This is a genomic window from Rhizobium sp. RHZ02 (genome assembly GCF_014851575.1).
In the GTDB taxonomy this organism is placed as follows: Bacteria; Pseudomonadota; Alphaproteobacteria; order Rhizobiales; family Rhizobiaceae; genus Rhizobium; species Rhizobium altiplani.
Genome location: NZ_JACUZX010000018.1, coordinates 58,541 through 83,319, shown reverse-complemented (window position 1 = coordinate 83,319; position 24,779 = coordinate 58,541). Strand labels below are relative to the sequence as shown.

The 24,779-nt window shown below is 59.4% G+C and carries 20 protein-coding genes; 13 read left to right on the top strand and 7 right to left on the bottom strand.

Annotated features, from left to right (window positions below; genetic code table 11):
- The first annotated feature begins 59 nt into the window (after positions 1 to 59).
- The 9 genes from ytfQ (at position 60) to IB244_RS22065 (ending at position 10,193) form a co-directional block, all read left to right on the top strand.
- A complete protein-coding gene (ytfQ, locus tag IB244_RS22105; protein WP_018855018.1) occupies positions 60 to 1,022 on the top strand; it encodes a galactofuranose ABC transporter, galactofuranose-binding protein YtfQ in 963 nt (320 codons plus the stop codon).
- Positions 1,023 to 1,145: 123 nt separating this feature from the next.
- Complete coding sequence (gene ytfR / locus IB244_RS22100; protein WP_169683837.1) at positions 1,146 to 2,669, top strand: galactofuranose ABC transporter, ATP-binding protein YtfR; 1,524 nt, start codon at positions 1,146 to 1,148, stop codon at positions 2,667 to 2,669.
- Complete coding sequence (locus IB244_RS22095; RefSeq protein ID WP_113470413.1) at positions 2,666 to 3,685, top strand: ABC transporter permease; 1,020 nt, start codon at positions 2,666 to 2,668, stop codon at positions 3,683 to 3,685. Before ytfR ends, IB244_RS22095 begins: the two co-directional genes overlap by 4 nt.
- On the top strand, positions 3,682 to 4,650 hold the full coding sequence (yjfF, locus tag IB244_RS22090; RefSeq protein ID WP_018855021.1) for a galactofuranose ABC transporter, permease protein YjfF: 969 nt from the start codon (positions 3,682 to 3,684) through the stop codon (positions 4,648 to 4,650). The genes IB244_RS22095 and yjfF overlap by 4 nt, the downstream gene beginning before the upstream one ends.
- A gap of 15 nt (positions 4,651 to 4,665) precedes the next feature.
- The gene (locus IB244_RS22085) at positions 4,666 to 5,418 is read left to right on the top strand and encodes a FadR/GntR family transcriptional regulator (protein ID WP_025660978.1); all 753 of its coding nucleotides are present in this window, start codon (positions 4,666 to 4,668) and stop codon (positions 5,416 to 5,418) included.
- A gap of 82 nt (positions 5,419 to 5,500) precedes the next feature.
- Positions 5,501 to 6,862 (top strand): bifunctional UDP-N-acetylglucosamine diphosphorylase/glucosamine-1-phosphate N-acetyltransferase GlmU, encoded by a 1,362-nt coding sequence (gene glmU / locus IB244_RS22080; protein ID WP_192305560.1) that lies wholly within the window; start codon positions 5,501 to 5,503, stop codon positions 6,860 to 6,862.
- 104 nt (positions 6,863 to 6,966) lie between these two features.
- Positions 6,967 to 8,793 carry a glutamine--fructose-6-phosphate transaminase (isomerizing) gene (gene glmS / locus IB244_RS22075; RefSeq protein WP_192305558.1) on the top strand — a complete coding sequence of 609 codons (1,827 nt, stop codon included), beginning with the start codon at positions 6,967 to 6,969 and terminating at the stop codon, positions 8,791 to 8,793.
- Positions 8,794 to 8,913: 120 nt separating this feature from the next.
- Entirely contained in the window at positions 8,914 to 9,618 is a 705-nt protein-coding gene (locus IB244_RS22070) for a DUF502 domain-containing protein (RefSeq protein ID WP_018855025.1), read from the top strand.
- Positions 9,619 to 9,707: 89 nt separating this feature from the next.
- On the top strand, positions 9,708 to 10,193 hold the full coding sequence (locus IB244_RS22065) for a GNAT family N-acetyltransferase (RefSeq protein WP_018855026.1): 486 nt from the start codon (positions 9,708 to 9,710) through the stop codon (positions 10,191 to 10,193).
- A 33-nt stretch (positions 10,194 to 10,226) separates the two neighbouring features.
- Here the strand turns inward: IB244_RS22065 and recG are convergent, their stop codons facing one another.
- Positions 10,227 to 12,332, bottom strand: coding sequence for an ATP-dependent DNA helicase RecG (gene recG, locus IB244_RS22060; RefSeq protein WP_113470411.1), 2,106 nt, complete (start codon positions 12,330 to 12,332; stop codon positions 10,227 to 10,229).
- A gap of 92 nt (positions 12,333 to 12,424) precedes the next feature.
- Here recG and IB244_RS22055 point away from each other — a divergent pair, with 92 nt between their 5' ends.
- Positions 12,425 to 12,739, top strand: a complete 315-nt coding sequence (locus IB244_RS22055) for a succinate dehydrogenase assembly factor 2 (protein WP_018855028.1) — start codon at positions 12,425 to 12,427, stop codon at positions 12,737 to 12,739.
- Positions 12,739 to 16,245: a transcription-repair coupling factor gene (mfd, locus tag IB244_RS22050; RefSeq protein ID WP_192241906.1), complete on the top strand. Its 3,507-nt coding sequence runs from the start codon at positions 12,739 to 12,741 to the stop codon at positions 16,243 to 16,245. Before IB244_RS22055 ends, mfd begins: the two co-directional genes overlap by 1 nt.
- 4 nt (positions 16,246 to 16,249) lie before the next feature.
- Here the strand turns inward: mfd and IB244_RS22045 are convergent, their stop codons facing one another.
- Positions 16,250 to 16,921 (bottom strand): DsbA family oxidoreductase, encoded by a 672-nt coding sequence (locus IB244_RS22045; RefSeq protein WP_018855030.1) that lies wholly within the window; start codon positions 16,919 to 16,921, stop codon positions 16,250 to 16,252.
- A gap of 88 nt (positions 16,922 to 17,009) precedes the next feature.
- The gene (locus IB244_RS22040; RefSeq protein WP_029792650.1) at positions 17,010 to 18,815 is read right to left on the bottom strand and encodes an extracellular solute-binding protein; all 1,806 of its coding nucleotides are present in this window, start codon (positions 18,813 to 18,815) and stop codon (positions 17,010 to 17,012) included.
- Positions 18,816 to 19,081: 266 nt separating this feature from the next.
- Between IB244_RS22040 and IB244_RS22035 the strand changes: the two genes are divergently transcribed.
- The gene (locus IB244_RS22035) at positions 19,082 to 19,738 is read left to right on the top strand and encodes an invasion associated locus B family protein (protein WP_018855032.1); all 657 of its coding nucleotides are present in this window, start codon (positions 19,082 to 19,084) and stop codon (positions 19,736 to 19,738) included.
- Between the two features lie 115 nt (positions 19,739 to 19,853).
- On the opposite strand, the gene hspQ is transcribed toward IB244_RS22035, so the two are convergent.
- The 3 genes from hspQ to IB244_RS22020 all read right to left on the bottom strand — a co-directional run bounded on the left by hspQ (position 19,854) and on the right by IB244_RS22020 (position 22,142).
- Positions 19,854 to 20,183, bottom strand: a complete 330-nt coding sequence (hspQ, locus tag IB244_RS22030) for a heat shock protein HspQ (RefSeq protein ID WP_025660985.1) — start codon at positions 20,181 to 20,183, stop codon at positions 19,854 to 19,856.
- A 153-nt stretch (positions 20,184 to 20,336) separates the two neighbouring features.
- Complete coding sequence (gene glnA, locus IB244_RS22025; RefSeq protein WP_029792651.1) at positions 20,337 to 21,746, bottom strand: type I glutamate--ammonia ligase; 1,410 nt, start codon at positions 21,744 to 21,746, stop codon at positions 20,337 to 20,339.
- Between the two features lie 57 nt (positions 21,747 to 21,803).
- A complete protein-coding gene (locus tag IB244_RS22020) occupies positions 21,804 to 22,142 on the bottom strand; it encodes a P-II family nitrogen regulator (RefSeq protein WP_003539626.1) in 339 nt (112 codons plus the stop codon).
- Positions 22,143 to 22,484: 342 nt separating this feature from the next.
- Between IB244_RS22020 and IB244_RS22015 the strand changes: the two genes are divergently transcribed.
- Positions 22,485 to 23,957 (top strand): bifunctional ADP-dependent NAD(P)H-hydrate dehydratase/NAD(P)H-hydrate epimerase, encoded by a 1,473-nt coding sequence (locus tag IB244_RS22015; RefSeq protein ID WP_029792654.1) that lies wholly within the window; start codon positions 22,485 to 22,487, stop codon positions 23,955 to 23,957.
- Between the two features lie 8 nt (positions 23,958 to 23,965).
- Here the strand turns inward: IB244_RS22015 and IB244_RS22010 are convergent, their stop codons facing one another.
- Positions 23,966 to 24,772: a DUF72 domain-containing protein gene (locus IB244_RS22010; RefSeq protein WP_169683842.1), complete on the bottom strand. Its 807-nt coding sequence runs from the start codon at positions 24,770 to 24,772 to the stop codon at positions 23,966 to 23,968.
- Between the last annotated feature and the right edge of the window lie 7 nt (positions 24,773 to 24,779).

Genomic DNA, 24,779 nt, shown 5'->3' with positions numbered 1-24,779 from the left:
AGTAATACTATATGATTTTTTCTCGGTGTGCCGCGTGGAGGCGGCTTTGGGAGGATATAATGAAATTGAAGACTGCACTCTTGAGTGCTACGATTCTGGCTGCCTGCATGTTCGGTTCTGCATCGGCTGCGGAACTGGTCGTCGGCTTTTCGCAGATCGGTTCTGAATCGGGTTGGCGCGCTGCTGAAACCACCGTCACGAAGGAAGAAGCCAAGAAGCGTGGCGTTGACCTGAAATTTGCTGACGCTCAGCAGAAGCAGGAAAACCAGATCAAGGCGATCCGCTCCTTCATCGCCCAGGGCGTCAACGCTATCTTCCTGGCGCCCGTCGTCGAGACCGGCTGGGACGCTGTTCTGAAGGAAGCAAAGGAAGCTGAAATCCCCGTAATACTGCTCGACCGGACGATCAAGGCGCCTGAAGACCTCTACCTGACCGCTGTCACTTCGGATCAGGTTCATGAGGGCAAGGTTGCCGGCGACTGGCTGGTAAAGACCGTCGGCGACAAGGCTTGCAAGATCGTCGAACTCCAGGGAACGACCGGCTCTTCCCCCGCCATCGCTCGTAAGAAGGGCTTCGAAGAAGCCATCGCCGGCAAGGCAAACTTCAAGATCGCTCGCAGCCAGACCGGTGACTTCACCCGCACCAAGGGCAAGGAAGTCATGGAAAGCTTCCTGAAGGCCGAAAACGGCGGCAAGGATATCTGCGCCCTCTACGCTCACAACGACGACATGGCCGTGGGCGGCATCCAGGCGATCAAGGAAGCCGGTCTGAAGCCGGGCAAGGACATTCTGGTCGTCTCGATCGACGCCGTGCCAGATATCTTCAAGGCCATGGCAGCCGGCGAAGCAAATGCGACCGTGGAACTCACGCCGAACATGGCTGGTCCCGCATTCGACGTCCTCGACGCATACCTGAAGGACAAGAAGGCTCCGGCGAAGTGGATCCAGACGGAATCCAAGCTCTACACGCCGGCTGACGACCCGACGAAGGTCTACGAGTCGAAGAAGAACCTCGGCTACTGATTTTTGACGCTCGAACCGCACCGGTCCATCATGGACCGGTGCGGAACTGCCGCCTGCCAATCAGGACCTCATGTCCTTCAATGCCGCGGCACCGCAAGGCCTGTATCAGGAAAAGCCGCACTCATGATTCACGATTTTGAGACCGTTCTAGCCGCTTCCGGTATTTCGAAATTCTTCCCGGGTGCCATTGCGCTCGATAAGGTCGACTTCTCGCTGCGTAAGGGCGAGGTGCATGCGCTTCTCGGCGAAAACGGCGCAGGAAAGTCGACGCTGATCAAATGCATCACCGGTGCCTACCACCGCGACCAAGGCCGGCTCGTTCTCGACGGCGCTGAAATCAGTCCGTCCGATACGCTCGCGGCTCAGAAACTGGGCATCGGGACTGTGTATCAGGAGGTCAATCTCCTCTCCAATCTGAGCGTCGCTGAGAACCTCTATCTTGGCCGCCAGCCGAAGCGTTTCGGCATGATCGATGTGCGTGCGATGAACCGACAGGCACGGTTGCTGCTTGATCAGTATGGGATGGACATCGATGTGACCGCGCAACTCGATCGGTTTTCGGTCGCCGTGCAGCAGGTCGTGGCGATCGCGCGGGCTGTCGATTTATCCGGCAAAGTTCTCATCCTCGACGAGCCAACCGCAAGCCTCGACACGCAAGAAGTCGCGATGCTCTTTCGCATCATGCGTGACTTGAAAGACCGCGGCCTTGGAATTGTCTTCATTACACATTTTCTCGAACAGGTTTACGAGGTCAGTGACCGCATCACGGTCCTTCGAAACGGCAAGCTCGTCGGCACCCGTGAGACATCCGAGCTGTCTCGCCAGAGCCTGATTTCAATGATGCTCGGCCGTGAACTGGCAAAGGCCGAGGCCACCGCCCGGGCGCACTCCGTTGCTGCCGGTCCCGTGAAATACAGCTTCGAGGGTTATGGCAAGCGCGGCAAGGTGAAGCCGTTCGATCTCGAGGTCCGTGTCGGCGAGGTGGTGGGCGTTGCCGGCTTGCTCGGGTCGGGACGCACGGAGACCGCCGAATTGCTGTTCGGGATCGAGCATGCCGACAGCGGAACCGCTAAGGTCGACGGTAGGCAGGTTAGTCTGTCGAACCCGCGTGCTGCGATCCGCAACGGCTTCGGCTTTTGTCCGGAGGATCGTAAGACGGACGGGATCATCGGCGACCTGTCCATTCGCGAGAACATTGCGTTGGCGCTGCAGGCGCGTAGAGGCTGGGCCCGACCGATTTCTCGCGCCGATCAGAACGCCTTGGCCGACCGCTACATCAGCGCACTCGACATCCGTACGACGGACAGGGAAAAGCCCATCCGTCTGCTGTCAGGCGGCAATCAGCAGAAAGCGATCCTTGCACGCTGGTTGGCCACCAATCCCGACTTTCTCATTCTCGACGAGCCGACCCGCGGCATCGACGTCGGAGCGCATGCCGAGATCATCCGCTTGATCGAAGAACTGTGCGCGAATGGCATGTCGCTGATCGTGATTTCTTCGGAATTGGAAGAGCTTATCGCCTATAGCTCACGTATTTTGGTGCTTCGTGACCGCGAACATGTCGCTGAGCTGACAGGTGACAATGTCAGCACCGCGCGCATCGTCGACGCAATCGCCGCAGCCCAGAAAGAGACGGAGGACGCATGAAGTCGTCACTCAATGCCTTGTTGACCCGGCTTGCGCCGCAAATTATCGCGCTTGCGGTCATTCTCCTATTGAATTTCATTATGTTCCCTCAGTTTTTTAATGTTGTTATTCAGAATGGCCGGCTTTACGGCAGCCTGATCGACGTACTGAACCGCGGCGCGCCGGTCGCTTTGTTGGCAATCGGCATGACCCTCGTGATCGCTACGAAGGGGATTGACCTCTCGGTCGGTGCCGTGATCGCGATCTGCGGCGCGGTTGCCGCATCATCCATCGTGTCCGGCCATTCGCTTGCTTCGACGCTGCTGGTAACGATCGGCGTCGGACTGCTTTGCGGTGTATGGAACGGATTCCTGGTCGCGTTGCTCAACATCCAGCCGATCATCGCCACGCTTGTGCTGATGGTCGCTGGACGCGGGATCGCGCAGCTCGTCACCGAGGGTGTAATCATGACCTTCAACGATGAAGGGCTGATCGCACTCGGCAGCGGCGCATTTGCTTTCCTACCCATGCCCGTTATCATCTGGCTGGTCGTGGGGGCCCTGGTGATCCTCCTCGTGAGACGCACAGCGCTTGGCATGCTGATTGAAGCAACCGGTATCAATCGACGTGCAAGCACGTTGTCGGGTGTGCGCACGCCTGTGCTGCTGATGGCCGTTTATATGTTGAGCGGCCTTTGCGCCTCGATTGCCGGGATCATTGTCGCAGCCGATATCAAGGGCGCAGATGCGAACAATGCCGGTCTCTGGCTTGAACTCGACGCGATCCTGGCGGTCGTGGTCGGAGGCAACTCGTTGCTTGGAGGGCGTTTCAGCATTCTGGGTTCTCTGATCGGTGCAATGATCATTCAGGCGGTCAATACTGGCATTCTTCTCTCGGGCTTCCCGCCTGAGTTCAACCTGATCATCAAGGCGGTGATCGTCATCGTGATCCTCGTCATTCAGTCGCCTGCGGTCCAATCGGCCGCCGTGGTCCTGAGCCGGCGATCGAGCCGCGTCACGGAAGGGCAGGTTCAATGAACTCGAAATATCTGCCGCTTCTGGCAACGGTCGTGATCTTCGTTCTCTCTTATGCGATCTGCACGCTGCAGTATCCCAATATTCTGTCGACCCGCGTAATCGGCAATCTTTTGACCGACAACGCCTTTCTCGGGATTGCAGCAGTCGGCATGACCTTTGTCATTATCTCCGGCGGCATCGACCTGTCGATTGGCTCTGTCATTGCGTTTACCGGTGTGTTCCTGGCAGTCGTCCTCCAGAACACGACCATCCATCCGCTCGTCGCGTTCGCATTGGTCCTGATCATCACGACCGTGTTCGGCGCCGTAATGGGTGCTATCATTCACTATCTGGAAATGCCGGCCTTTATCGTGACGCTCGCAGGCATGTTTCTTGCGCGTGGCATGGCTTTCGTTCTGTCGATCGACAGCATTCCGATCAATCACGACTATTACACCACGTTGACGAGCCTCTATTACAAGCTGCCAGGTGGGGGGCGTTTGACGCTGATCGGCGGCATCATGCTTCTGGTCTTTGTCGGCGGCATATTCCTGGCGCACCGCACCCGCTTCGGGACCAATGTCTACGCACTAGGCGGCGGTTCGCAAACAGCGCAACTCATGGGCGTCGCCGTGGGCCGCACCACGATACAGATCTACGCATTATCCGGTTTTCTTGCTGGCCTATCCGGAATCGTTTTTTCGCTCTATACGTCAGCCGGTTATTCTCTGGCAGCAGTCGGCGTTGAGCTGGATGCGATCGCAGCAGTTGTCATTGGGGGGACGCTGTTGACCGGAGGGGCGGGATTCGTAGCGGGTACCTTCATCGGTATCCTGATACAAGGCCTCATTCAGACCTACATCACCTTCGACGGGACGCTGTCGAGCTGGTGGACGAAGATCTTGATCGGCCTATTGCTTTTTGCATTTATTCTAATGCAGAAGGTTATTCTCTTCCTTTCCAGTATGAATAAGAGGTATGCCTGAACGGGGAGGTATTCGTTGCGTAACAGATTGCTTGAGACCGGAAGAACAGCGCGCAAATCGCGAACGAGCCACGCCCAGGTCGTGGATGGCCTTGGCAGGGCGATTGTTGCCGGAACCTATCCTGTCGGAAGCATTCTGCCGGGCGATGCCGAACTCGCGCAACACTTCAAGGTCTCGCGGACGGTCCTTCGGGAAACGATGAAGACGCTTGCCGCAAAAGGCATGATCATCGCCAAGGCCCGTGTCGGAACACGCGTGACGAAGAAAAACTTCTGGAACATGTTCGACAGCGAGATCATAGCTTGGCATTTCGACTGTGGCGTGACGGAAGAATTCCTGTTGCAGCTTTACGACATTCGGATGGCCTTCGAGCCATTTGCCGCGGGTCTCGTAGCGGAGCGGGCGAGCAAGGAGGATATTGAAAATCTGCGCGCGCTAGCGACGGAGATGGCAGCCCCGGGTCATACCAGCGAAAGCCTCGCCTTGGCCGATCTGCATTTCCACCTCGCCATAGCCGATGCCTCTCACAACCCGTTCATGCGAACACTAGGGAGCTTGATCGAAGCTGCGTTGGTTGGGATGTTTCGTATCAGTACGCCCCCCTCGCAGAACGGCTTCTCAGATATTGCGGACACGCATATGCGCATCGTGGAGGCGATCGTTGCCGGCGACATCGATGGCGCTCGAAAAGCGATGGAGGCCGTGATTGTCGACGGCCGGGATCACGTCCGCGAGGCCTATGCGGCGATGAGCAGAGAATCCGCCTGATCCATTTTTGATCTTTGTCCTGCCTTTGTCTTGCTGCTATGAGGCAGCAAAGGCCGCACATAACGGATTCTCGGAGCACATCATGGAACGCACTTGCCTCGCCATCATTCTCGCTGCGGGTGACAGCACGCGAATGAAGTCGTCGAAATCGAAAGTGCTGCATCCAATCGCGAACCGCCCGATGATCGCCCATGTCTTGGATGCCGTGGCAAAAAGCGACATCTCATCGGTCGCGCTGGTCGTTGGGCGTGATGCCGACGAAGTGGCGAAGGCGGCCCAGGTCGAAGGTGTCAAAATCGAGACCTATCTGCAAAAGGAGCGGCTCGGCACTGGTCATGCGGTGTTGGCAGCGCACGATGCTATTGCTCGCGGATATGACGATATCATCGTGACCTACGGCGATGTGCCGTTGCAGACCGAAGGGCCACTCAAGGCAGCACGTCAGGGCCTTGCCGAGGGCAGCGATGTCGTAGTCATCGGTTTCCACACCGACAAGCCGACCGGCTACGGCCGGCTGCTCGTCAAGGACGGCGAACTGATCGCCATCCGTGAGGAACGAGATGCCGCCGATGCCGAGCGTGCCGTGAAATGGTGCAACAGCGGCCTGATGGCGATCAACGGCCGTAAGGCGCTCGAGCTCCTGTCTCGCATCGGCAACGCCAATGCCAAGGGCGAATACTATCTGACCGACTTGGTGGAAATCGCTCACTCCATTGGGGGCCGCGTTACGGCTGTCGATGCTCCTGAAATTGAGATGACTGGCTGCAACAATCGCGCGGAGCTCGCCGTGATTGAGCGGCTCTGGCAAGAACGCCGACGCGACGAGATGATGATATCAGGCGTGACGATGATCGCGCCGGAGACTGTGTTTCTTTCCTACGATACAACCATCGGGCAGGACGCGCTGATCGAGCCGAATGTGGTATTCGGTCCCGGCGCGACGATCGACGGCGGCGCAATCATTCATGCCTTCTCACATATCGAAGGCGCGCATGTCAGTGCCGGCGCAATCGTTGGTCCCTTCGCCCGCTTGCGGCCCGGCGCCGACCTCGCCAACGGCTCGAAGGTCGGCAACTTCTGCGAAGTCAAGAATGGGAAGATCGGTGAGGGCGCCAAGGTCAATCACCTGACCTACATCGGCGACGCGAAGGTCGGAGCTGGCGCGAATATCGGTGCAGGCACGATCACCTGCAACTATGATGGCCTAAACAAACATCAGACGCTGATCGGCGCGAACACCTTCATTGGATCAAACTCCTCGCTTGTGGCGCCGGTCAGCATTGGCGACGGTGCCTACATAGCCGCTGGCAGTGTCATCACTGCGGATGTTCCTGCCGATGCGCTGGCCCTTGGCCGGGCGCACCAGGAGCTGAAGCCGGGCAGGGCTGCCGTGCTCCGCGAACGCGCATTCGCGATTAAGGCTGCAAAGAAGGCCAAACCATAGGCTTCCGCGTAACGCGTGGAAACCGAAAGTGACCGCCGAGGCCATTGAGAAAAAAGACGGAATCGTTACGAGTGGCCTCTGAACAGAAGGCTTTGGGGGTGTTTATGTGCGGTATTGTTGGAATCGTTGGCAGCAGCCCGGTTGCGGGGCGTCTCGTGGATGCGCTGAAGCGGCTCGAGTACCGCGGCTATGACTCTGCGGGCGTTGCGACGATACATAACGGCGAGATGGCTCGTCGTCGCGCCGAGGGTAAACTCTTCAATCTCGAGAAGCGCCTGGACGGTGACCCTCTGCCGGGAACGATCGGCATTGCGCACACGCGCTGGGCTACGCATGGCATTCCCAACGAGACCAACGCTCACCCGCATTTCGTCGAGGGCGTCGCGGTCGTCCATAACGGCATCATCGAGAACTTCTCCGAACTGCGTGAAGAGCTGATCGCCGAAGGGGCCGTCTTCGGGACGCAGACCGACACGGAAGTCGTCGCCCATCTTATTGCGAAGTACCTCCGTGACGGCCTCGAGCCGCGCGCCGCGATGCTAAAGATGCTGAACCGGGTAACAGGCGCATATGCTCTTGCGATCATGCTCCAAAGCGATCCGGGCACGCTCATGGCGGCACGGTCCGGCCCGCCGCTTGCCGTGGGTTATGGCTCCGGCGAAATGTTCCTCGGCTCGGATGCGATTGCGCTTTCCCCCTTCACCAACGAGATCACCTATCTCGTCGATGGCGATTGGGCCGTGCTTACGCGAAACGGCGCGACAATCCTCGACTTCGCAGGTAACGAGGTAAAGCGCGCCCGTCAGATATCACAGACGACCGCCTATGTGGTGGACAAGGGCAATCACCGCCACTTCATGGAAAAGGAAATCTATGAGCAGCCCGAGGTCATCTCGCATGCCCTCAGCCACTACGTAGATTTTTCCAGCAACACGATCAGCGACAGCATCAACGCGATCGATTTCAAGGCTACCACCAGCCTGGCGATCTCCGCGTGCGGAACCGCATATCTCGCGGGGCTTGTAGGCAAATACTGGTTCGAGCGTTACGCCCGTCTGCCCGTCGAGATCGACGTCGCCTCCGAGTTTCGTTATCGCGAGATGCCTCTGTCGCCTTCGCAGGCTGCGCTTTTCATCTCGCAGTCAGGCGAGACGGCGGACACGCTGGCGTCGCTTCGTTACTGCAAGGAGAGCGGGCTGAAGATTGGCGCAGTGGTCAACGTCAAGGAATCGACCATTGCCCGTGAGTCGGATGCAGTCTTCCCGATCATGGCGGGCCCGGAGATCGGCGTTGCCTCGACCAAAGCCTTCACCTGCCAGTTGGCCGTCCTTGCCACGCTCGCACTCGGCGCAGGCAAGGCGAGGGGAACGATCGGCGCAGAGCAGGAAAGGGAGCTGGTCCGCCATCTCGCCGAAATGCCGCGCATCATGAGCCGCGTGCTGAACCTCATCCAGCCGCAGATGGAGAGCCTGTCGCGCGAACTTTCGAAGTGCCGGGATGTCCTCTATCTCGGTCGCGGCACGAGCTTCCCGCTTGCGATGGAAGGGGCGCTTAAGCTCAAGGAAATCTCCTATATCCATGCTGAAGGTTACGCCGCAGGCGAACTCAAGCACGGACCGATTGCGCTGATCGACGAAAACATGCCTGTTATCGTGATTGCGCCGTTTGACCGCTTCTTCGACAAGACTGTCTCGAACATGCAGGAAGTTGCCGCACGCGGCGGACGCATCATCTTCATTACCGACGAGGCGGGCGCGGCGGCATCGAAGTTGCCGACTATGGCGACGATCGTGCTTCCCGATGTCAACGAGATCATCGCGCCGATGATCTTCTCCCTGCCGATCCAGCTGCTTGCCTACCATACGGCCGTTTTCATGGGCACGGACGTCGATCAGCCGCGCAATCTGGCGAAGTCGGTCACGGTGGAGTGACCGCTTGTTCGCCTCCAGGAGGCTTGTATGGCTTGGTAGTTTCTGGCAGCTTTCTGATAGGAAAGCACGGGGGAGCTGATTTCTGATAGCCGGCCTGCTCAACGGAGTTATCAGTACGCGATGAAGGAAAAACTGCCCCGATTGCCTATAGCCACTCGCCTTAGGAACGACTTCCTGGCGGGGCTGATTATTTGTGCGCCGGTCGCGATTACGCTTTGGCTGACGTGGTCGGTCGTGCGGTGGGCGGATAGCTGGGTCAAACCCTACCTACCGGCGCGCTATGACCCGGATAACTACCTTAACTTTGCGGTGCCAGGGTCCGGCCTGCTGATAGCACTCGTCGCGATCACGCTTATCGGATTCCTCGGCAAGAACCTCATCGGCCAGAGCATCGTTCAGTTCAGCGAATCGCTTGTTCGCCGCGTGCCGCTGGTGCGGAGCATCTATCAGAGCGTGAAGCAGATTTTCGAGACGGTGCTGAAGGACAAGACGAACTCCTTCAAGAAGGTCGGCCTCATCGAATATCCCAGCCCCGGCCTCTGGGCGCTCGTTTTCATTTCGACGGATGCCAAAGGCGAGATCGCGACAAAGTTCAAGGCGATGGGTCAGGACATGGTCTGCGTGTTCCTGCCGCCGACCCCGGTGCCGACGGCCGGATTTCTGATCTTCACGCCGCGCGAAAAGATTGTGCCGCTCGACATGTCACCGGAGGACGCGGCGAAGCTCCTGATCTCCGGTGGTCTCGTCACGCCCGAAGAGCTTGCCGGGCGCATGAAAAAACAGGAGCGGACACGCAAGCCGCTGCCGGCGCCGATCGAAATGTAACTTCCGCTCCTGCTTGGCCCGTACGCGAGATCACGTCTGTTGGTTCCGCCATGTTGCCATGCGATGGCGGTTGAAGGATGACATACGCAATGCTGATCAGACCAGCCACCGCGGAAGACCGTTCCTCCATATGGACCATCATCGAGCCGACGATCCGCGCGGGGGAGACCTACACGCTCGATCGCGACATGAGCCAGACCGATGCCCTCACTTACTGGCTGGGGCCGGACAAAGAGACCTTCGTCGCCGAAGACGAAAGTGGCGAGATCCTCGGTACTTATTACCTCCGCGCCAACCAGGCGGGCGGTGGTGCACATGTCTGCAATTGTGGCTACATGACCGCTGCTGCCGCGGCAGGCAAGGGCGTGGCGCGACAGATGCACGAGCACTCGCTCGTCCGCGCCCGCGAGCGTGGTTTCCGGGCGATGCAGTTCAACTTCGTCGTCAGCGCCAACGAACGCGCCGTTCGTCTCTGGGAAACATTGGGCTTTGAGACGGTCGGCCGCTTGCCCGGCGCCTTCGAGCACCCGACAAAAGGCTACGTTGACGCTCTCGTGATGTTCCGGACGCTGTAAGACGGCTTCGGCGCGCTGTGGGCCGGGCTCGGCTCACCCTGCATGCAGGAAGCGGATCGCCTCGTCGCGGCGGAAAAGGTAGAGCAGGGAGCGTACTGCCTTGCCACGCTCGCTGGTGAGATCGGGGTCGCGCTCGATCAGGTAGGCCGCATCGCGGCGGGCGATTTCCAGCAGGTCGGCATGTGCCTCGAGGCTCGCGATGCGAAAGCCTGGGGTTCCCGACTGGCGCGTGCCGAGCAATTCGCCTTCGCCGCGCAGTTTCAGGTCTTCCTCAGCGATGCGAAAACCGTCTTCCGTTTCACGCATGATCGACAGGCGCGCATGACCAGTTTCGCCCAGTGGCCCCTTGTAGAGCAGGATGCAGGTCGAAGCCTCGTCACCGCGCCCTACGCGTCCGCGAAGCTGGTGAAGCTGCGCCAAGCCGAAGCGCTCGGCATGCTCGATCACCATGATCGTCGCATCGGGAACATCGACGCCGACTTCCACCACTGTTGTTGCGACTAGGAGGCGGATTTCGCTGTTCTTGAACGCCATCATTACGGCATCCTTCTCCGGGCCGCTCATGCGGCCGTGGATCAGGCCGATGGCGCCGCCGAGCGACGAAACGAGCGTTGCATGACGCTCCTCGACCGACATCAGGTCGCTCTCCTCGGACTCCTCTACAAGCGGGCATATCCAATAAGCTTTCTTGCCCTCCGCCAAGGCGCTCTTAAGGCGCCCGACGATCTCGCCGATACGTTCGGTCGGCACTGTGATCGTCTGGATCGGCTTCCGTCCGGCCGGCTTCTCCGTCAGCTTGGAGACGTCCATGTCGCCGAAGGCAGCCAACACCAGTGTGCGCGGTATCGGCGTCGCGGTCATGACGAGCATATGAGGTGTGATGCCCTTCGCAGTCAGCCGCAGGCGCTGGTGGACGCCGAAGCGGTGCTGCTCGTCGACGACAGCCAACATGAGGTTGCGGTAGTTGACGCTGTCCTGGAAGAGGGCGTGGGTGCCGATGACGATCTGCGCCTCTCCGGATGCGATCCTCTCGAGAATATCTTCACGTTCGCGGCCCTTGGTGCGGCCGGTAAGAACCTCGATTCCGAGGCCTGCGGAAGCGGCAAATTTGGAGATCGTCGCATGGTGCTGGCGGGCTAGAATTTCCGTCGGCGCCATGAGGACGGCCTGACCGCCACTTTCAATCACGGCTGCCATCGACATGAGGGCAACCAGGGTCTTACCGGAGCCAACGTCGCCTTGAAGAAGGCGGAGCATGCGGTCCTCGCCGGCCATATCCTTCAGGATGTCGGCGACCGCCGCATTCTGGCTGTTCGTCGGCGAAAACGGCAGAGCCTGCAGGATCTGCCTGCTGACTTGACCGGTGGCGTGTACGGGCTGGCCGGCAACCTTGCGCAATCGTTGGCGAACGAGGCTCAGCGATAGTTGGCCCGCGAGAAACTCGTCATAGGCAAGCCGGCGGCGGGCAGGGGCTTGTGCATCGATATCCGAGGGATCGCGCGGTTCGTGTAGTCCATGGAAAGCGTCTGATATCGAGGGCAGACCCTGCTTCTGCGCAAGAGCGAAGTCGATCCATTCCGGCATTTCCGGCGCGCGCGGCAGCGCCGCTTCGATGATCTTGCGCAATGTCTTCGGCGAAAGACCAGCTGTGAGCGGATAGATCGGCTCGACGAGGGGCAGGTTCTCGGCTTCGCTGGCCTTCACAATGTAGTCGGGATGGACCATCGACGCGCGACCGTTGAACCAGTCGATCTTGCCGCTGACGGTTACCTCCTCGTCCAACGGCAGCTGCTTTTCCAGCCAAGCCGCCTGGCCGCGAAAGAAGACAAGGGTCAGTTCGCCGGTTTCGTCGTGCAGCGTGACGCGATACGGAATGTTGCTCTTGCCGCGCGGCGGCGCCTGGTGACGATCGACCCGCGCCGTGACGGTGACGATTGCACCTTGCGGGGCGCGGGCGATACCCGGTTGGTTTCGACGGTCGATCAGCGAGTGCGGCGCATGAAACAGCAGATCGACGACGCGCGTATCTTCGGGCGTCTCGCGCCCAAGCAGCTTCACCAGCAATTCGGCGATCTTTGGGCCGACGCCGGGCAGGGCGGAAACGGGCGAAAACAGCGGATCGAGAATGGCTGGGCGCATGGCCGCAAAATGCGATGAACAATGCGGCCTTGGCAAGGCTGACAAGCTGCTTTCGAGGGTCTATAGAGGCGCATCAACAGGAAGGTAAAGCCATGACGGGTGTGTCACTCTCGAGCGCCGATCTTGATCCGCGCCGCCGCCGAATCCTCTTTCGCTGCTGGCATCGCGGCATCCGCGAAATGGATCTGGTCTTCGGGCAGTTCGCCGAGAAGGAGATCGCCACCCTGTCCGAGACCGAACTCGACGAGTTCGAAACCATCATGGCCGAAGAGGACAACGATCTCGTGCGCTGGATCATGGGAACATGGCCGGTGCCTGAGCGTTTCCAGACGCCGATGTTTGCGCGCCTTGCCGCTTACAAGCCCGATTTCGAATATCCAGCCGACGCCCTGCCCAGGAATGCCTAATGACCTCAGGTTTTGACGTAAGGAAGCTGTCAGCCGTCGCCGAGCCGCTGACAATCGGCAATGTGCCGACAGGTATGGAAGCTTTGTTGCTGGCCGACCTGGCGCGCGCCGGAGAGCCGGTCGCTTACGTGCTTTCCGACGGCCAGCGGATGGTGGACCTTGAGCAGATGCTGGGCTTCGTTGTGCCGGAGATCCCGGTTCTGACCTTGCCGGCCTGGGACTGTCTTCCTTACGACCGCGTTTCCCCGAGCGCCGATACGTCGGCACGCCGTCTCGCTGCGCTGGGCGGCCTGATCGCGCATCACAAGAAGCCACATGCCGCGATCGTGCTGGTGACAGTCAATGCAATGCTGCAGAAAGTCGCCCCACAAGAGATTATCGAAAGCCTTGCCTTCTCAGCTCGCCCCGGAAATACGGTGCGCATGGACGATGTTGCCGGGCGCCTTGAACGCAACGGCTTCGACCGCGTCGCAACGGTTCGCGAGGTCGGCGAATATGCGGTGCGCGGCGGTATTCTCGACGTCTTCGTGCCGGGCTCCGAGGAGCCTGTTCGCCTCGATTTCTTCGGCGACACGCTGGAAAGCATCCGAAGCTTTGACCCGGCAAGTCAGCGCACCACAGGGCAGGTGCGCTCCCTCGACCTCAACCCGATGAGCGAGGTCACACTGACGCCCGATACGATCAGCCGTTTCCGGAAGAATTACCTCTCTTCCTTCGGCGCGGCGACACGCGACGATGCGCTTTATCTCGCCATATCGGAGGGCCGACGCTACCCAGGCATGGAGCATTGGCTGCCGCTTTTCTACGAGAAGCTGGAGACGGTATTCGACTATCTCAAAGACTTCCGGATGGTCACCGATCATACTGTGCGCCAGGCCGCCGAGGAACGGTCCAAGCTCGTCTTCGACTACTATGACGCCCGCCTCAGTTCCGGGCAGCCCAGCAAGGGACAGATGGCGCAAGGGACACCCTACAAGCCCGTGACGCCCAGCCAACTCTACCTGGACGGAAAGACGTTCGCCAGCACGCTCGACGCGTTCAACGCGATGCGAATCTCGCCCTTTAACGAGCATGAGGGAGAGGCGCGGCGTGTGATCAATCTCGACGCGCGGCAAGGCGAGCGCTGGGCACGCTCGAATGCCGAGGGTGGCGGCAATGCCGAGCGGATCAATGTGTTCGACGCTGTCGTGAAGCATATTGCCGACAAGCGCTCGGCTGGCGCGAAGGTCCTGATTTCCGCCTGGTCGGAAGGTTCGCTGGAGCGTCTGCTGCAGGTGCTGAGCGAACACGGGCTCGAGCGCGTGAAGCCGGTCGGCGCGCTGAAGGAGATGGATGGCCTTGCCAAAGGCGAGGCGGCTGCCGGCGTGCTCAGCCTCGAATCCGGATTTGAAGTCGGCAATCTCGTCGTCATCGGCGAACAGGACATTCTCGGCGACCGCATGGTGCGGCGTTCGAAGCGACGCAAGCGCGCCGCCGATTTCATCTCCGAAGTTGCCGGGCTCGACGAAGGTTCGGTCGTCGTCCACGCACAGCACGGTATCGGTCGGTTTGTCGGCCTGAGAACGATCGAAGCGGCGGGCGCACCGCATGCCTGCCTCGAACTGCAATACGCAGACGACGCGAAGCTGTTCCTGCCGGTCGAGAACATCGACCTTCTGTCGCGCTATGGCGGAGAGGGGACGGAAGCGCAACTCGACAAGCTCGGCGGCGGCGCATGGCAGATGCGCAAGGCCAAGCTCAAGAAGCGGCTGCTCGATATGGCGGATGGGCTGATCCGTATCGCAGCTGAGCGACTGACGCGGCATGCGCCCGTGCTAACGACGCCGGAAGGGCTTTACGACGAGTTTGCCGCGCGCTTCCCTTACGACGAGACGGAGGATCAGGATAATGCCATCGAGGCTGTGCGCTCCGACCTTGGAGCCGGTCGGCCGATGGATCGCCTCGTTTGCGGCGACGTCGGTTTCGGCAAGACTGAGGTGGCGCTTCGTGCTGCCTTCGTTGCGGCGATGAACGGCATACAGGTTGCCGTCGTCGTGCCGACCACACTGCTAGCGCGCCAGCACTTCAAGACCTTCGCCGAGCGGTTCCGCGGCCTGCCGGTTCGCATCCAGCAAGCCTCACGCCTCGTCGGGTCGAAGGAATTGGCGTTAACGAAGAAGGAAGTAGCAGAGGGCAAGACGGATATCGTCGTCGGCACCCATGCGCTTCTTGGTGCCGGGATCAAGTTTGCCAATCTCGGGCTGCTGATCATCGACGAAGAGCAGCATTTCGGCGTCAAGCACAAGGAACGCTTGAAGGAGCTGAAAAGCGATGTCCATGTGCTGACGCTCTCGGCGACACCGATCCCGCGCACGCTGCAGCTCGCGATGACTGGGGTGCGCGAGCTGTCGCTGATCACGACGCCGCCGGTCGACCGCATGGCGGTTCGCACCTTCATTTCGCCCTTCGATTCGCTTGTCATCCGCGAAACGCTGATGCGCGAGCACTATCGCGGTGGCCAAAGCTTCTATGTCTGCCCGCGGCTTGCCGATCTGGAGGATGTGCATGCCTTCCTGCGGTCGGATGTACCGGAGCTGAAGGTCGCGGTCGCGCACGGCCAGATGCCCGCCGGCGAGCTTGAGGACATCATGAACGCCTTCTACGAGGGCCGCTATGACGTGCTGTTGTCGACGACGATCGTGGAATCGGGACTCGACGTGCCAACGGCCAATACGCTGATCGTGCACCGCGCCGACATGTTCGGCCTGGCGCAGCTCTACCAGCTGCGTGGTCGCGTCGGACGTTCGAAGGTGCGCGCCTTTGCGCTCTTCACGCTGCCGGTCAACAAGGTGCTGACGGCGACGGCGGAACGGCGCCTCAAGGTGCTGCAGTCGCTCGACACGCTCGGCGCCGGCTTCCAGTTGGCCAGCCACGATCTCGACATCCGCGGCGCAGGAAACCTGCTCGGCGAAGAGCAGTCCGGCCACATTAAGGAGGTCGGCTTCGAGCTCTACCAGCAGATGCTGGAAGAGGCGGTGGCCGAGGTGAAGGGCGTCGACGAAATCCAGGATACCGGCTGGTCGCCGCAGATCTCTGTGGGCACGTCGGTGATGATCCCCGACGGTTACGTGCCGGACCTGCATCTGCGCATGGCACTCTATCGCCGCCTCGGCGAGATCACGGAACTGAAGGAAATCGATGCCTTCGGCGCAGAAATGATCGATCGCTTCGGCCCCATGCCGATCGAGGTCCAGCACCTTCTAAAGATCGTGTATGTGAAATCGCTCTGCCGGGTCGCCAACGTGGAGAAGCTGGATGCAGGTCCCAAGGGGGTGGTCATCCAGTTCCGCAATAAGGAGTTTCCGCATCCAGCGAACCTGGTTGGCTACATCGCCAAGCAGGGGACCATGGCAAAGATTCGGCCGGACCAGAGCGTCTTCCTCACACGCGATCTGCCGACGCCGGAAAAGCGGCTGCAGGGCGCAGCCGTTATCATGACGCAGCTTGCGGAAATGGCGAAGGGGTAAGGGCTCAGTTCATGCCGGCGCGCGCTTCCGCCTTCGCCTTGGCGATGTCGCGAAGCGCGCCTGCCAGAACGTCCGGCGTCTGAGCGCCGCTGACGGCGTATTGCTGATCGAAGATAAAGAACGGCACACCGTTCACGCCCATCTTCTGCGCCGCCTCGATCTCTTCGACCACCAGGACCTTATCGGCATCGGAGGCGAGCAGCGACGCAGTGACCGTGCGGTCAAGGCCTGCCTTCTCGGCAACGTCGAGCAGCACGGCATGATCGCCGACATTGCGGCCTTCCTCGAAGTTCGCCTTGAACAGGCCGTTGACGACCTTGTCCGCCTTGTCGCGGTCCTCAACCATTGCCCAATGGATCAGGCGATGCGCATCCAGCGTATTCGGGCCGATCTTGATCGCGTCAAAATCGAACTTGATGCCGACTTCACGACCAAGCTCAGTCAGCATCTTGTGTCCTTGGGCAACGCGCTCGGCACCGCCAAGCTTCTCCTCCAGCGCCTTCTTCTGGTCGACGCCATCAGGCGGATAATCGGGGTTGAGGCGGTAGGGGCGCCAGTTGATATCCACGCCGACCTCGTCCTGAACTTCAGCGATCGCAAGCTCGAGCCGGGCCTTACCGAGATAGCACCACGGGCAGACGACGTCGGAGACAACGTCGATGGTAATGCGTTCCATGGGCTTTTCCTTCTTTCTCAAATCGAAACCTTCCCGCCATCTAGTCCCTGCGGCGGGCGACTTCAACCAGGCAGAAAAAAGGAACCTGCTATTGGACGCTCTGATCCCACCATGCCGGCAACTGGTAGCCATAGAGCGGCACGGAGTCCGGATGAGCGATGCGCTTGCTGCGCGCAACCCACTGCTGATCAACATGGTAAAGCGGCAGGACATAGTGCCCCGACAGCAACATCCGATCATGAGAACGCACCGCCGCGGTAAAGTCTTCAGCCGACCGGGCCATAAGGATGTGCTGGATCAGCGTATCGATGTCAGGGTCGGAAACTCCGGCGAAATTGTCTGTGCCTTCGCGCTCCTTGGCCGCGGAAGACCAACGTCCGAGCTGTTCGATGCCCGGCGAGAGGGACGACGTATAGGACTTGATGATCACGTCATAGTCGAAGCTGCTCGTGCGGCTCTGATATTGGGAATCGTCCACCGTGCGGATGGTCGCGACAATGCCGAGCAGTTGCAGTGAACGCTGATAGGAGACTGCGAGCTTCTCCTGGTCGGTGTTCTGCGTCATGATCTCGAAAGCAAGCAGACGTCCGTCGGTGTCGCTCATCTTGCCATTCTTGATCGTATACCCTGCTTCCTTGAGGAGCGCGGCTGCCTGCTTCAGGACATTGCGATCGCGGCCCGATCCGTCGGTGACTGGGAGCTTGTAGGTGCCATCCAGGATCGCTGGATCGATTCGATCCTTGATCGGGCCGAGAAGCTTCAGCTCGCGTTCGTCCGCCGGCACCCCGAAACTCGACAGATCCGAGTTCTGCCAGAAACTCGCAGTGCGGATATAAGCGTTCGAGAAGAGGTTCTTGTTCGCCCATTCGAAATCGAAGACCAGCGACAGCCCCTCGCGAAGCTTCGCGTTGGCAAAGACCGGCCGCCGGGTGTTGAAGACGAAGCCGAACATGCCGCTCGGCAGCTTGGGTTCGAACGTATCCTTGACGACGTTGCCTGAGGTCACTGCCGGGAAATTGTAAGCACTTGCCCAATGGCCGGGACTTCCGTCCGGATAGATATCGATGTCACCCTTCTTGAAAGACTCGAACAGGGTGGTGTCCTGCAGGAAATACTGCACCGTTATCTGATCGTAGTTGTCGAGCCCAACCTTGGCCGGAATGTCCTTGCCCCAGTAATTGGGATCGCGTTCGAAGGTGATGCTCTCGCCGGGCTTCAAAGACTTGATCTTGTAAGGACCAGATCCCACGGGAGGTGTGAGCGTCGAACGATCGAATGTCTCTGGATCGATGGCATGTTTCGGCAGGATCGGCGTGGAGCCGGCCAAAATCATCGGGAATTCGCGATCAGCCTTGTCGTTGAAGGTGAAACGAACGCTGTGGTCGCCCACCTTCTCCATCTTCTCGACCGCATTCAATCGCGTGCTGAAGGGAACGCGCCCCTTTTCCTTGAGCAGATTGAGAGTGAAAATCACATCATCGGGGGTCACCGGCTGCCCGTCCGACCATTTGGCGGCTGGATTGAGATTGAACTGGATAAACGTCCGGTCTTCGTCCCATTCGACGGACTCTGCCAGCAGGCCGTAGAGGGTGAAGGGTTCATCGCGCGAGCGCAGCATCAGCGTCTCGAAAACGAGATTTCCGTACTCCGGATCCCACATGCCGCGCGCCGTCGTGCGCATGCTTTTCAAGATGAAGGGATTGAGGCTGTCGAAGGTCCCGACGACGCCATAACTGATCTTCCCACCCTTTTTCACATCGGGATTGACGTAAGGAAGGTGCCTGAAATCGGCGGGCAGGGCCGGCACGCCATGCATCGCGATGCCATGCACCGGCTCAGCGAGAGCCGCGCTGCCAACGAGTGTAAAAATGACGGGAAGAACGATCCGAAGCATCGTTGAGGTCCTTTCAGGGAACGCACGATTCGGCGCAAGACTATCATGCAGCCACCGCAGTTCACCATCCGCGCCGAATTCTTTCGGATGACCCCGAAAAGGTCAAAGAAATACTGGATATCTGGCCCGACGCAATGTAACAGGGGAACCCGAAGTTGGGGGGTCATGCATTTGCCTCATTGTTCTAAGAGGTGAATTGCGAACAACCCTGTTGGTGAGGATGGCACGTTGTCGTCCCTAAGGGATTTCAGGAGACGGAATTCGTTATGATGTTCAAGGCTGAAAACAAAACGCGGGCAGCCCTGTCCGTTCTGGCAGTGATGCTCGGTGCTGCAGCAGCTCCCGTATCGTCCTTCGCGCAGGATGCAGCGGCCTCCGCCGACCCGGCTACTGCTGCCGGCGCCCCGCGTCTCGGCTGGTACAAGACCTGTAGCAAGCAGGAAGACAATGATGTCTGCGTCGTTCAGAACGTTGTTCTCGCAGGCGGCGGCCAGCTCGTCACGGGCGTTGGCCTCATCAGCGTTTCCGGCAAGATCAACAACAAGAGCCTTCAGGTTTCGGTTCCGCCGGCTCGTCTGATCCCGCCAGGTGTCGCGATGCAGATCGACGGCGGCAAGGCCCAGAAGATCGACTACCTGATGTGCATGCCCGACCGTTGTGTCGCCCAGATCCCGCTGACTGACGCCATGGTCGCCAGCCTGAAGAAGGGCACCGATCTGGTTCTCACCTCGATCAACTTCCGCCGCGCGCCGAACCCGATCAAGATCTCGCTCGAAGGCTTCACCGGCGCCTTTGATGGCGAACCGGTTTCCGCTTCCAAGCTTGCTGAGAGCCAGAAGAGCCTGCAGGACAGCATGCAGAAGAAGGCTGACGAAGCCCGCAAGAAGCTTGAAGAGGCCCAGAAGGCTGCCAAGGCTCAGTAATTCTGAGCCATCGGATTCGCAAAGAACCCGGCCTTGCGCCGGGTTTTCTGTTACACGACCCAAGCAAAGAAAAACCCCGCGGGAGGAGCGGGGTTTTGAATGATATTAGCGGACGTTAGTGGGCCAAGTTCATCTTGGGTTTGAACTGCCCCGTCGGTGCCATATCGAAAATCTGATAGACCTGTTCGTTACGGAGCGGTACACCGCTTTCATCGTTGATCAGGTTCTGCTCGGATACGTAGGCAACGTATTCGTTTTCATCATTCTCGGCCAGCAGATGGTAGAAGGGTTGATCCTTGCTGGGGCGCACTTCGGCGGGAATGGAGTTCCACCATTCTTCCGTATTCGCGAATTCCGGATCGACATCGAAGATCACGCCGCGAAACGGAAATACCTTGTGCCGAACCACTTCACCGATACTGAACTTTGCTACTCTTTCTTTCATGGTACGACTTCCTTTCATCACCTGATTTGGTGATTGGCCCCGCTCAAATCAAGATTTTTGCGGGATCTCGTCACATGAGTGTCACATCCGCTATCAAATAACTGTGACATCCGGTCAGGCGAAAGCCCCGGCGAACCGGGGCTTTCTCTCTTCTTAGGAGGAATAGTACATGTCGTATTCGACCGGATGCGGCGTCATGTCGAAGCGCATGACTTCCGCCATCTTCACCTCGATGAAGCTATCGATCTGGTCGTCGTCGAATACACCGCCGGCGGTTAGGAACTTGCGGTCCTTGTCGAGGCTTTCCAGCGCTTCGCGCAGCGAGCCGCAGACCGTCGGGATCTTCTTCAGTTCCTTCGGCGGCAGGTCATAAAGGTCCTTGTCCATGGCCTTGCCAGGATGGATCTTGTTCTTGATGCCATCGAGACCGGCCATCAGCATGGCGGCAAAAGCGAGGTATGGGTTTGCCATCGGATCGGGGAAGCGGACTTCGACGCGCTTGGCCTTCGGGTTGGTGCCGAACGGAATGCGGCACGATGCCGAACGGTTGCGGGCCGAGTAGGCGAGCAGGACCGGAGCTTCATAGCCCGGAACGAGACGCTTGTAGGAGTTCGTCGACGGGTTGGTGAAGGCGTTCAGCGCCTTTGCGTGCTTGATGATGCCGCCGATGTAGTAGAGGCAGCTTTCGGACAGGCCTGCGTATTCGTCGCCGGCGAAGGTCGGCTTGCCGCCCTTCCAGATCGACTGGTGCACGTGCATGCCCGAGCCGTTGTCGCCGAAGATCGGCTTCGGCATGAAGGTTGCCGTCTTGCCGTAAGCGTTGGCGACCTGGTGCACGACGTACTTGTAGATCTGCATCTTGTCGGCGTTGCGGACGAGCGTGTCGAACTTGATGCCGAGCTCGTGCTGGGCAGCCGCCACTTCGTGGTGGTGCTTTTCGACGACCACGCCCATTTCCGACAGAACCGTCAGCATTTCCGAACGCATGTCCTGGCAGCTGTCGATCGGCGGAACCGGAAAATAGCCGCCCTTGACACGCGGACGGTGGCCGAGGTTGCCGGTTTCATATTCGGTGTCGTCGTTGGACGGCAGTTCCGTGGAATCGAGCTTGAAGCCGGTGTTGTAGGGATCTGCCTTGTAGCGGACGTCGTCGAAGACGAAGAATTCAGCTTCTGGACCAACGAAGACCGTGTCGCCGATGCCGGATGCCTTGAGGTAGGCTTCAGCCTTCTTGGCGGTGCCGCGCGGATCGCGATTGTAGGCTTCGCCGGAGACCGGATCGAGAATATCGCACAGAATGACCATGGTGGACTGCGCGAAGAACGGGTCCATGTGAACCGTTTCGGGGTCTGGCATCAACACCATGTCGGATTCGTTAATGGCCTTCCAACCGACGATCGAAGAGCCGTCGAACATGACGCCGTCAGCGAACATGTCCTCGTCGACACAGACCACATCCATCGTGAGGTGCTGCAGCTTGCCCTTCGGGTCGGTGAAGCGAAGGTCTACGAACTTGACGTCGTTTTCCTTGATTTGCTTAAGAATTTCGCTTGCGGTCGCCATTAAATAGTTCCTTTATTTGAGATGACGATACTTTGGTTCGCCCGAAGGCGATAAAGATTAGATGGCATCGATGCCGGTTTCACCGGTACGGATGCGGATAACCTCTTCGACGTTGGAGACGAAAATCTTGCCGTCGCCGATGCGGCCGGTCTGGGCGGCCTTGCGGATCGCGTCAATGACGGCCTCCGCGTTTTCGTCCGCGAGGACAACCTCCACCTTCACCTTCGGCAGGAAATCGACGACATACTCCGCGCCCCGGTAGAGTTCCGTATGGCCTTTCTGGCGACCGAAGCCCTTCGCTTCCGTAACTGTAATACCCTGCAGGCCAACTTCCTGAAGGGCTTCCTTCACTTCGTCGAGCTTGAAGGGCTTGATGATCGCTTCGATCTTTTTCATGAGAAAATGACTCTCCGCTTCTCCCGTTAATGGCAGGCTCAGACCTGCTTTCCGTCATGATGCAGTTATCGTGCCAGTTGGGAAGCGGATTTTTCAGAAATTGACGCAGATCAGGCGCAGGAACCCATAATCGGGCAGATTCTCACTGGTTTTGGGCTGAAATTCTTCGAAAATCGACATGCAAGCGGCAAATCCGGCTCATTTTTCGGAATATTCCCCCGCGCTAATAATCGATGACAAAACTCGCCACTCGCCTAACCTTTGTGCGTTTGCACATTTTTCGATCTTTTTGCCGATCATTCGACAGGTTGTTATTTAGGCGATTTCTGTTTGAATGCGGCGATGACCGCGGGAATCTCCAATCTACTCCTCACGCCGGAAGAAATGACAGCAGTCGATACGGCAGCCGCCGCGTCCGGCATCGATAGCTATGCCCTTATGCAACGAGCAGGTGCCGCCGTCGCCGCCAGTTTGTTGCGTGATTTTCCCGCGGTTCTTCGCGCCGTCGTTCTTTGTGGGCCGGGCAACAACGGCGGCGACGGCTATGTTGCCGCATGCCTGCTAGCTGATAGCGGCTTTGCCGTCGTCGTGTTCCAGATGGGCGAACCGGAGAAGCTCAAGGGCGATGCCGCCCGGGCCAGGGACAATTTTCCGAACGCAGTACAGCCGCTTGAGACGTATCAGCCACGGAATGGCGACGTAATCATCGATGCCTTGTTCGGTGCTGGCCTTGCCCGCGATGTTCCGAAGAGCGTCGCTGACGTGATTGAGCGAGTGAAGCAGGCGCAGGTGCCTGTAATTGCCGTCGACCTGCCATCGGGCGTGGACGGTCGTACGGGAACCGTCCGAGGGGCGGCCTTTACGGCCGTTCGGACCGTTACTTTCATGACGCGGAAACCCGGCCATCTCCTGATGCCCGGGCGCGAACTCTGCGGCGAACTGGAAGTCTTCGACATTGGCATACCCGCCCGTATCGTTCGCGCCGAGAAAAAACTGCAAATCGCCGAGAACCAGCCGGAATGTTGGCGCCAGGTGCTGCCTTCAAGCGGACTGGAAACACATAAATACAAACGCGGTCACCTCGTCGTCTTCTCTGGCGAAGCAGGCAAGACCGGCGCCGCCCGAATGTCGGCGATGGCGGGGCTGAAGGCCGGGGCAGGACTCGTGACAATCGCCGCGCCGGGAGATGCAGTCGCAGAGAATGCGGCGCACCTTACGGCGATCATGCTGCATCCGATCGAAGAGGAAGCCGCACTCGGCAACTGGCTGCACGACGAGCGGCTGCAGACGTTCGTTCTCGGCCCAGGCTTCGGAGTCGGTGACAAGGCGCGGCGCTTCGTCGCCGCACTTTCCGACCGCCATCTCGTGCTCGACGCAGACGGGCTTTCGTCGTTTAAGGATGCCCCGGATGAACTATTTTCACAGTTCTCCGGCGAGCCGCGGCTGGTGCTAACGCCACATGAGGGGGAGTTCGGCCGGCTGTTTCCCGATATCGCCGCTGACACAGCCATGGGAAAGGTCGAAAAAGCGCAGGCTGCCGCGGCACGGGCGAATGCCGCCATCGTCTACAAGGGCGCCGATACCGTCATCGCCTCGCCTGACGGGAGAGCCTGCATCAACACCAACGCACCGGTTTGGCTCGCAACCGCCGGCTCCGGCGATGTTCTCGCAGGCGTCATTGGAGCGCTGATGGCCCAGGGCGTTCCTGCGTTCGAGGCGGCCGCGGCCGGCGTCTACATGCATGGAGAGGCCGGCATGCGCGCTGGCAAAGGACTGACCGCGGAAGAGCTGGCGACTGAGGTTCGTCCGCTCTGACGACAAGCCTATCGCAACACCGCTTCCTGTAGCGCCATCGCCCCAAAGGGCGCATTGACCTTGCCTTCATGGATCATGAAGGCAAAGACATCCCGCGGTTCGGTTGCAACCTTGCGATCGCCATCGATGAGAGGCAGATCGCCGGGTACCTTGCCATCCGCCCAGGTTTCGAGGCGCGTAGCCCAGTTTTTCAAGTCGCCCGGCGAGTAGCAGGTCCTGATATCGTCCGAACCTTTCTGAAGGCGCGCATAGACGAAGTCGGCAGTTACATCCGCGATCATCGGGTAATCGAAGTGTTCCGCGCAGACAGGCGCAACGCCGTATTTCGAAAGCAACGCCACGAATTCCGGCACCTTGAACGAGTCATGGCGTACCTCGACGACGTGCTTCAGAGGCAAGCCATCCTGCTTGTTCGGCAGCAGCTTGAGGAAGGCTTCGAAATCATCCGGATCGAACTTCTTCGTCGGGGCGAACTGCCAGAGGATTGGGCCCAGGTGCGGGCCGAGCTCCGTCAGGCCCTGAGTGAGAAAGCGCTCCATCGACTCGCCAGCCTCCGCGAGCACACGACGATTGGTGACAAAACGGCTGGCCTTGAGCGAAAAGATGAAGCCATCAGGCACATCCGCCGCCCATTTGGCGAAGGTTTCCGGCTTCTGCGAACTGTAATAGGTGCCGTTGATCTCAATGACCTTCAGCTTGCGGCTTGCATAGTTCAGTTCGTCCTTCTGCTTCAGATCCCCGGGGTAGAAGTGGTCCCGCCATGCCTCGAAGGTCCAGCCGCCGATGCCGACGCGAATGTTGCCGGATTTCGTCATTCCTTCC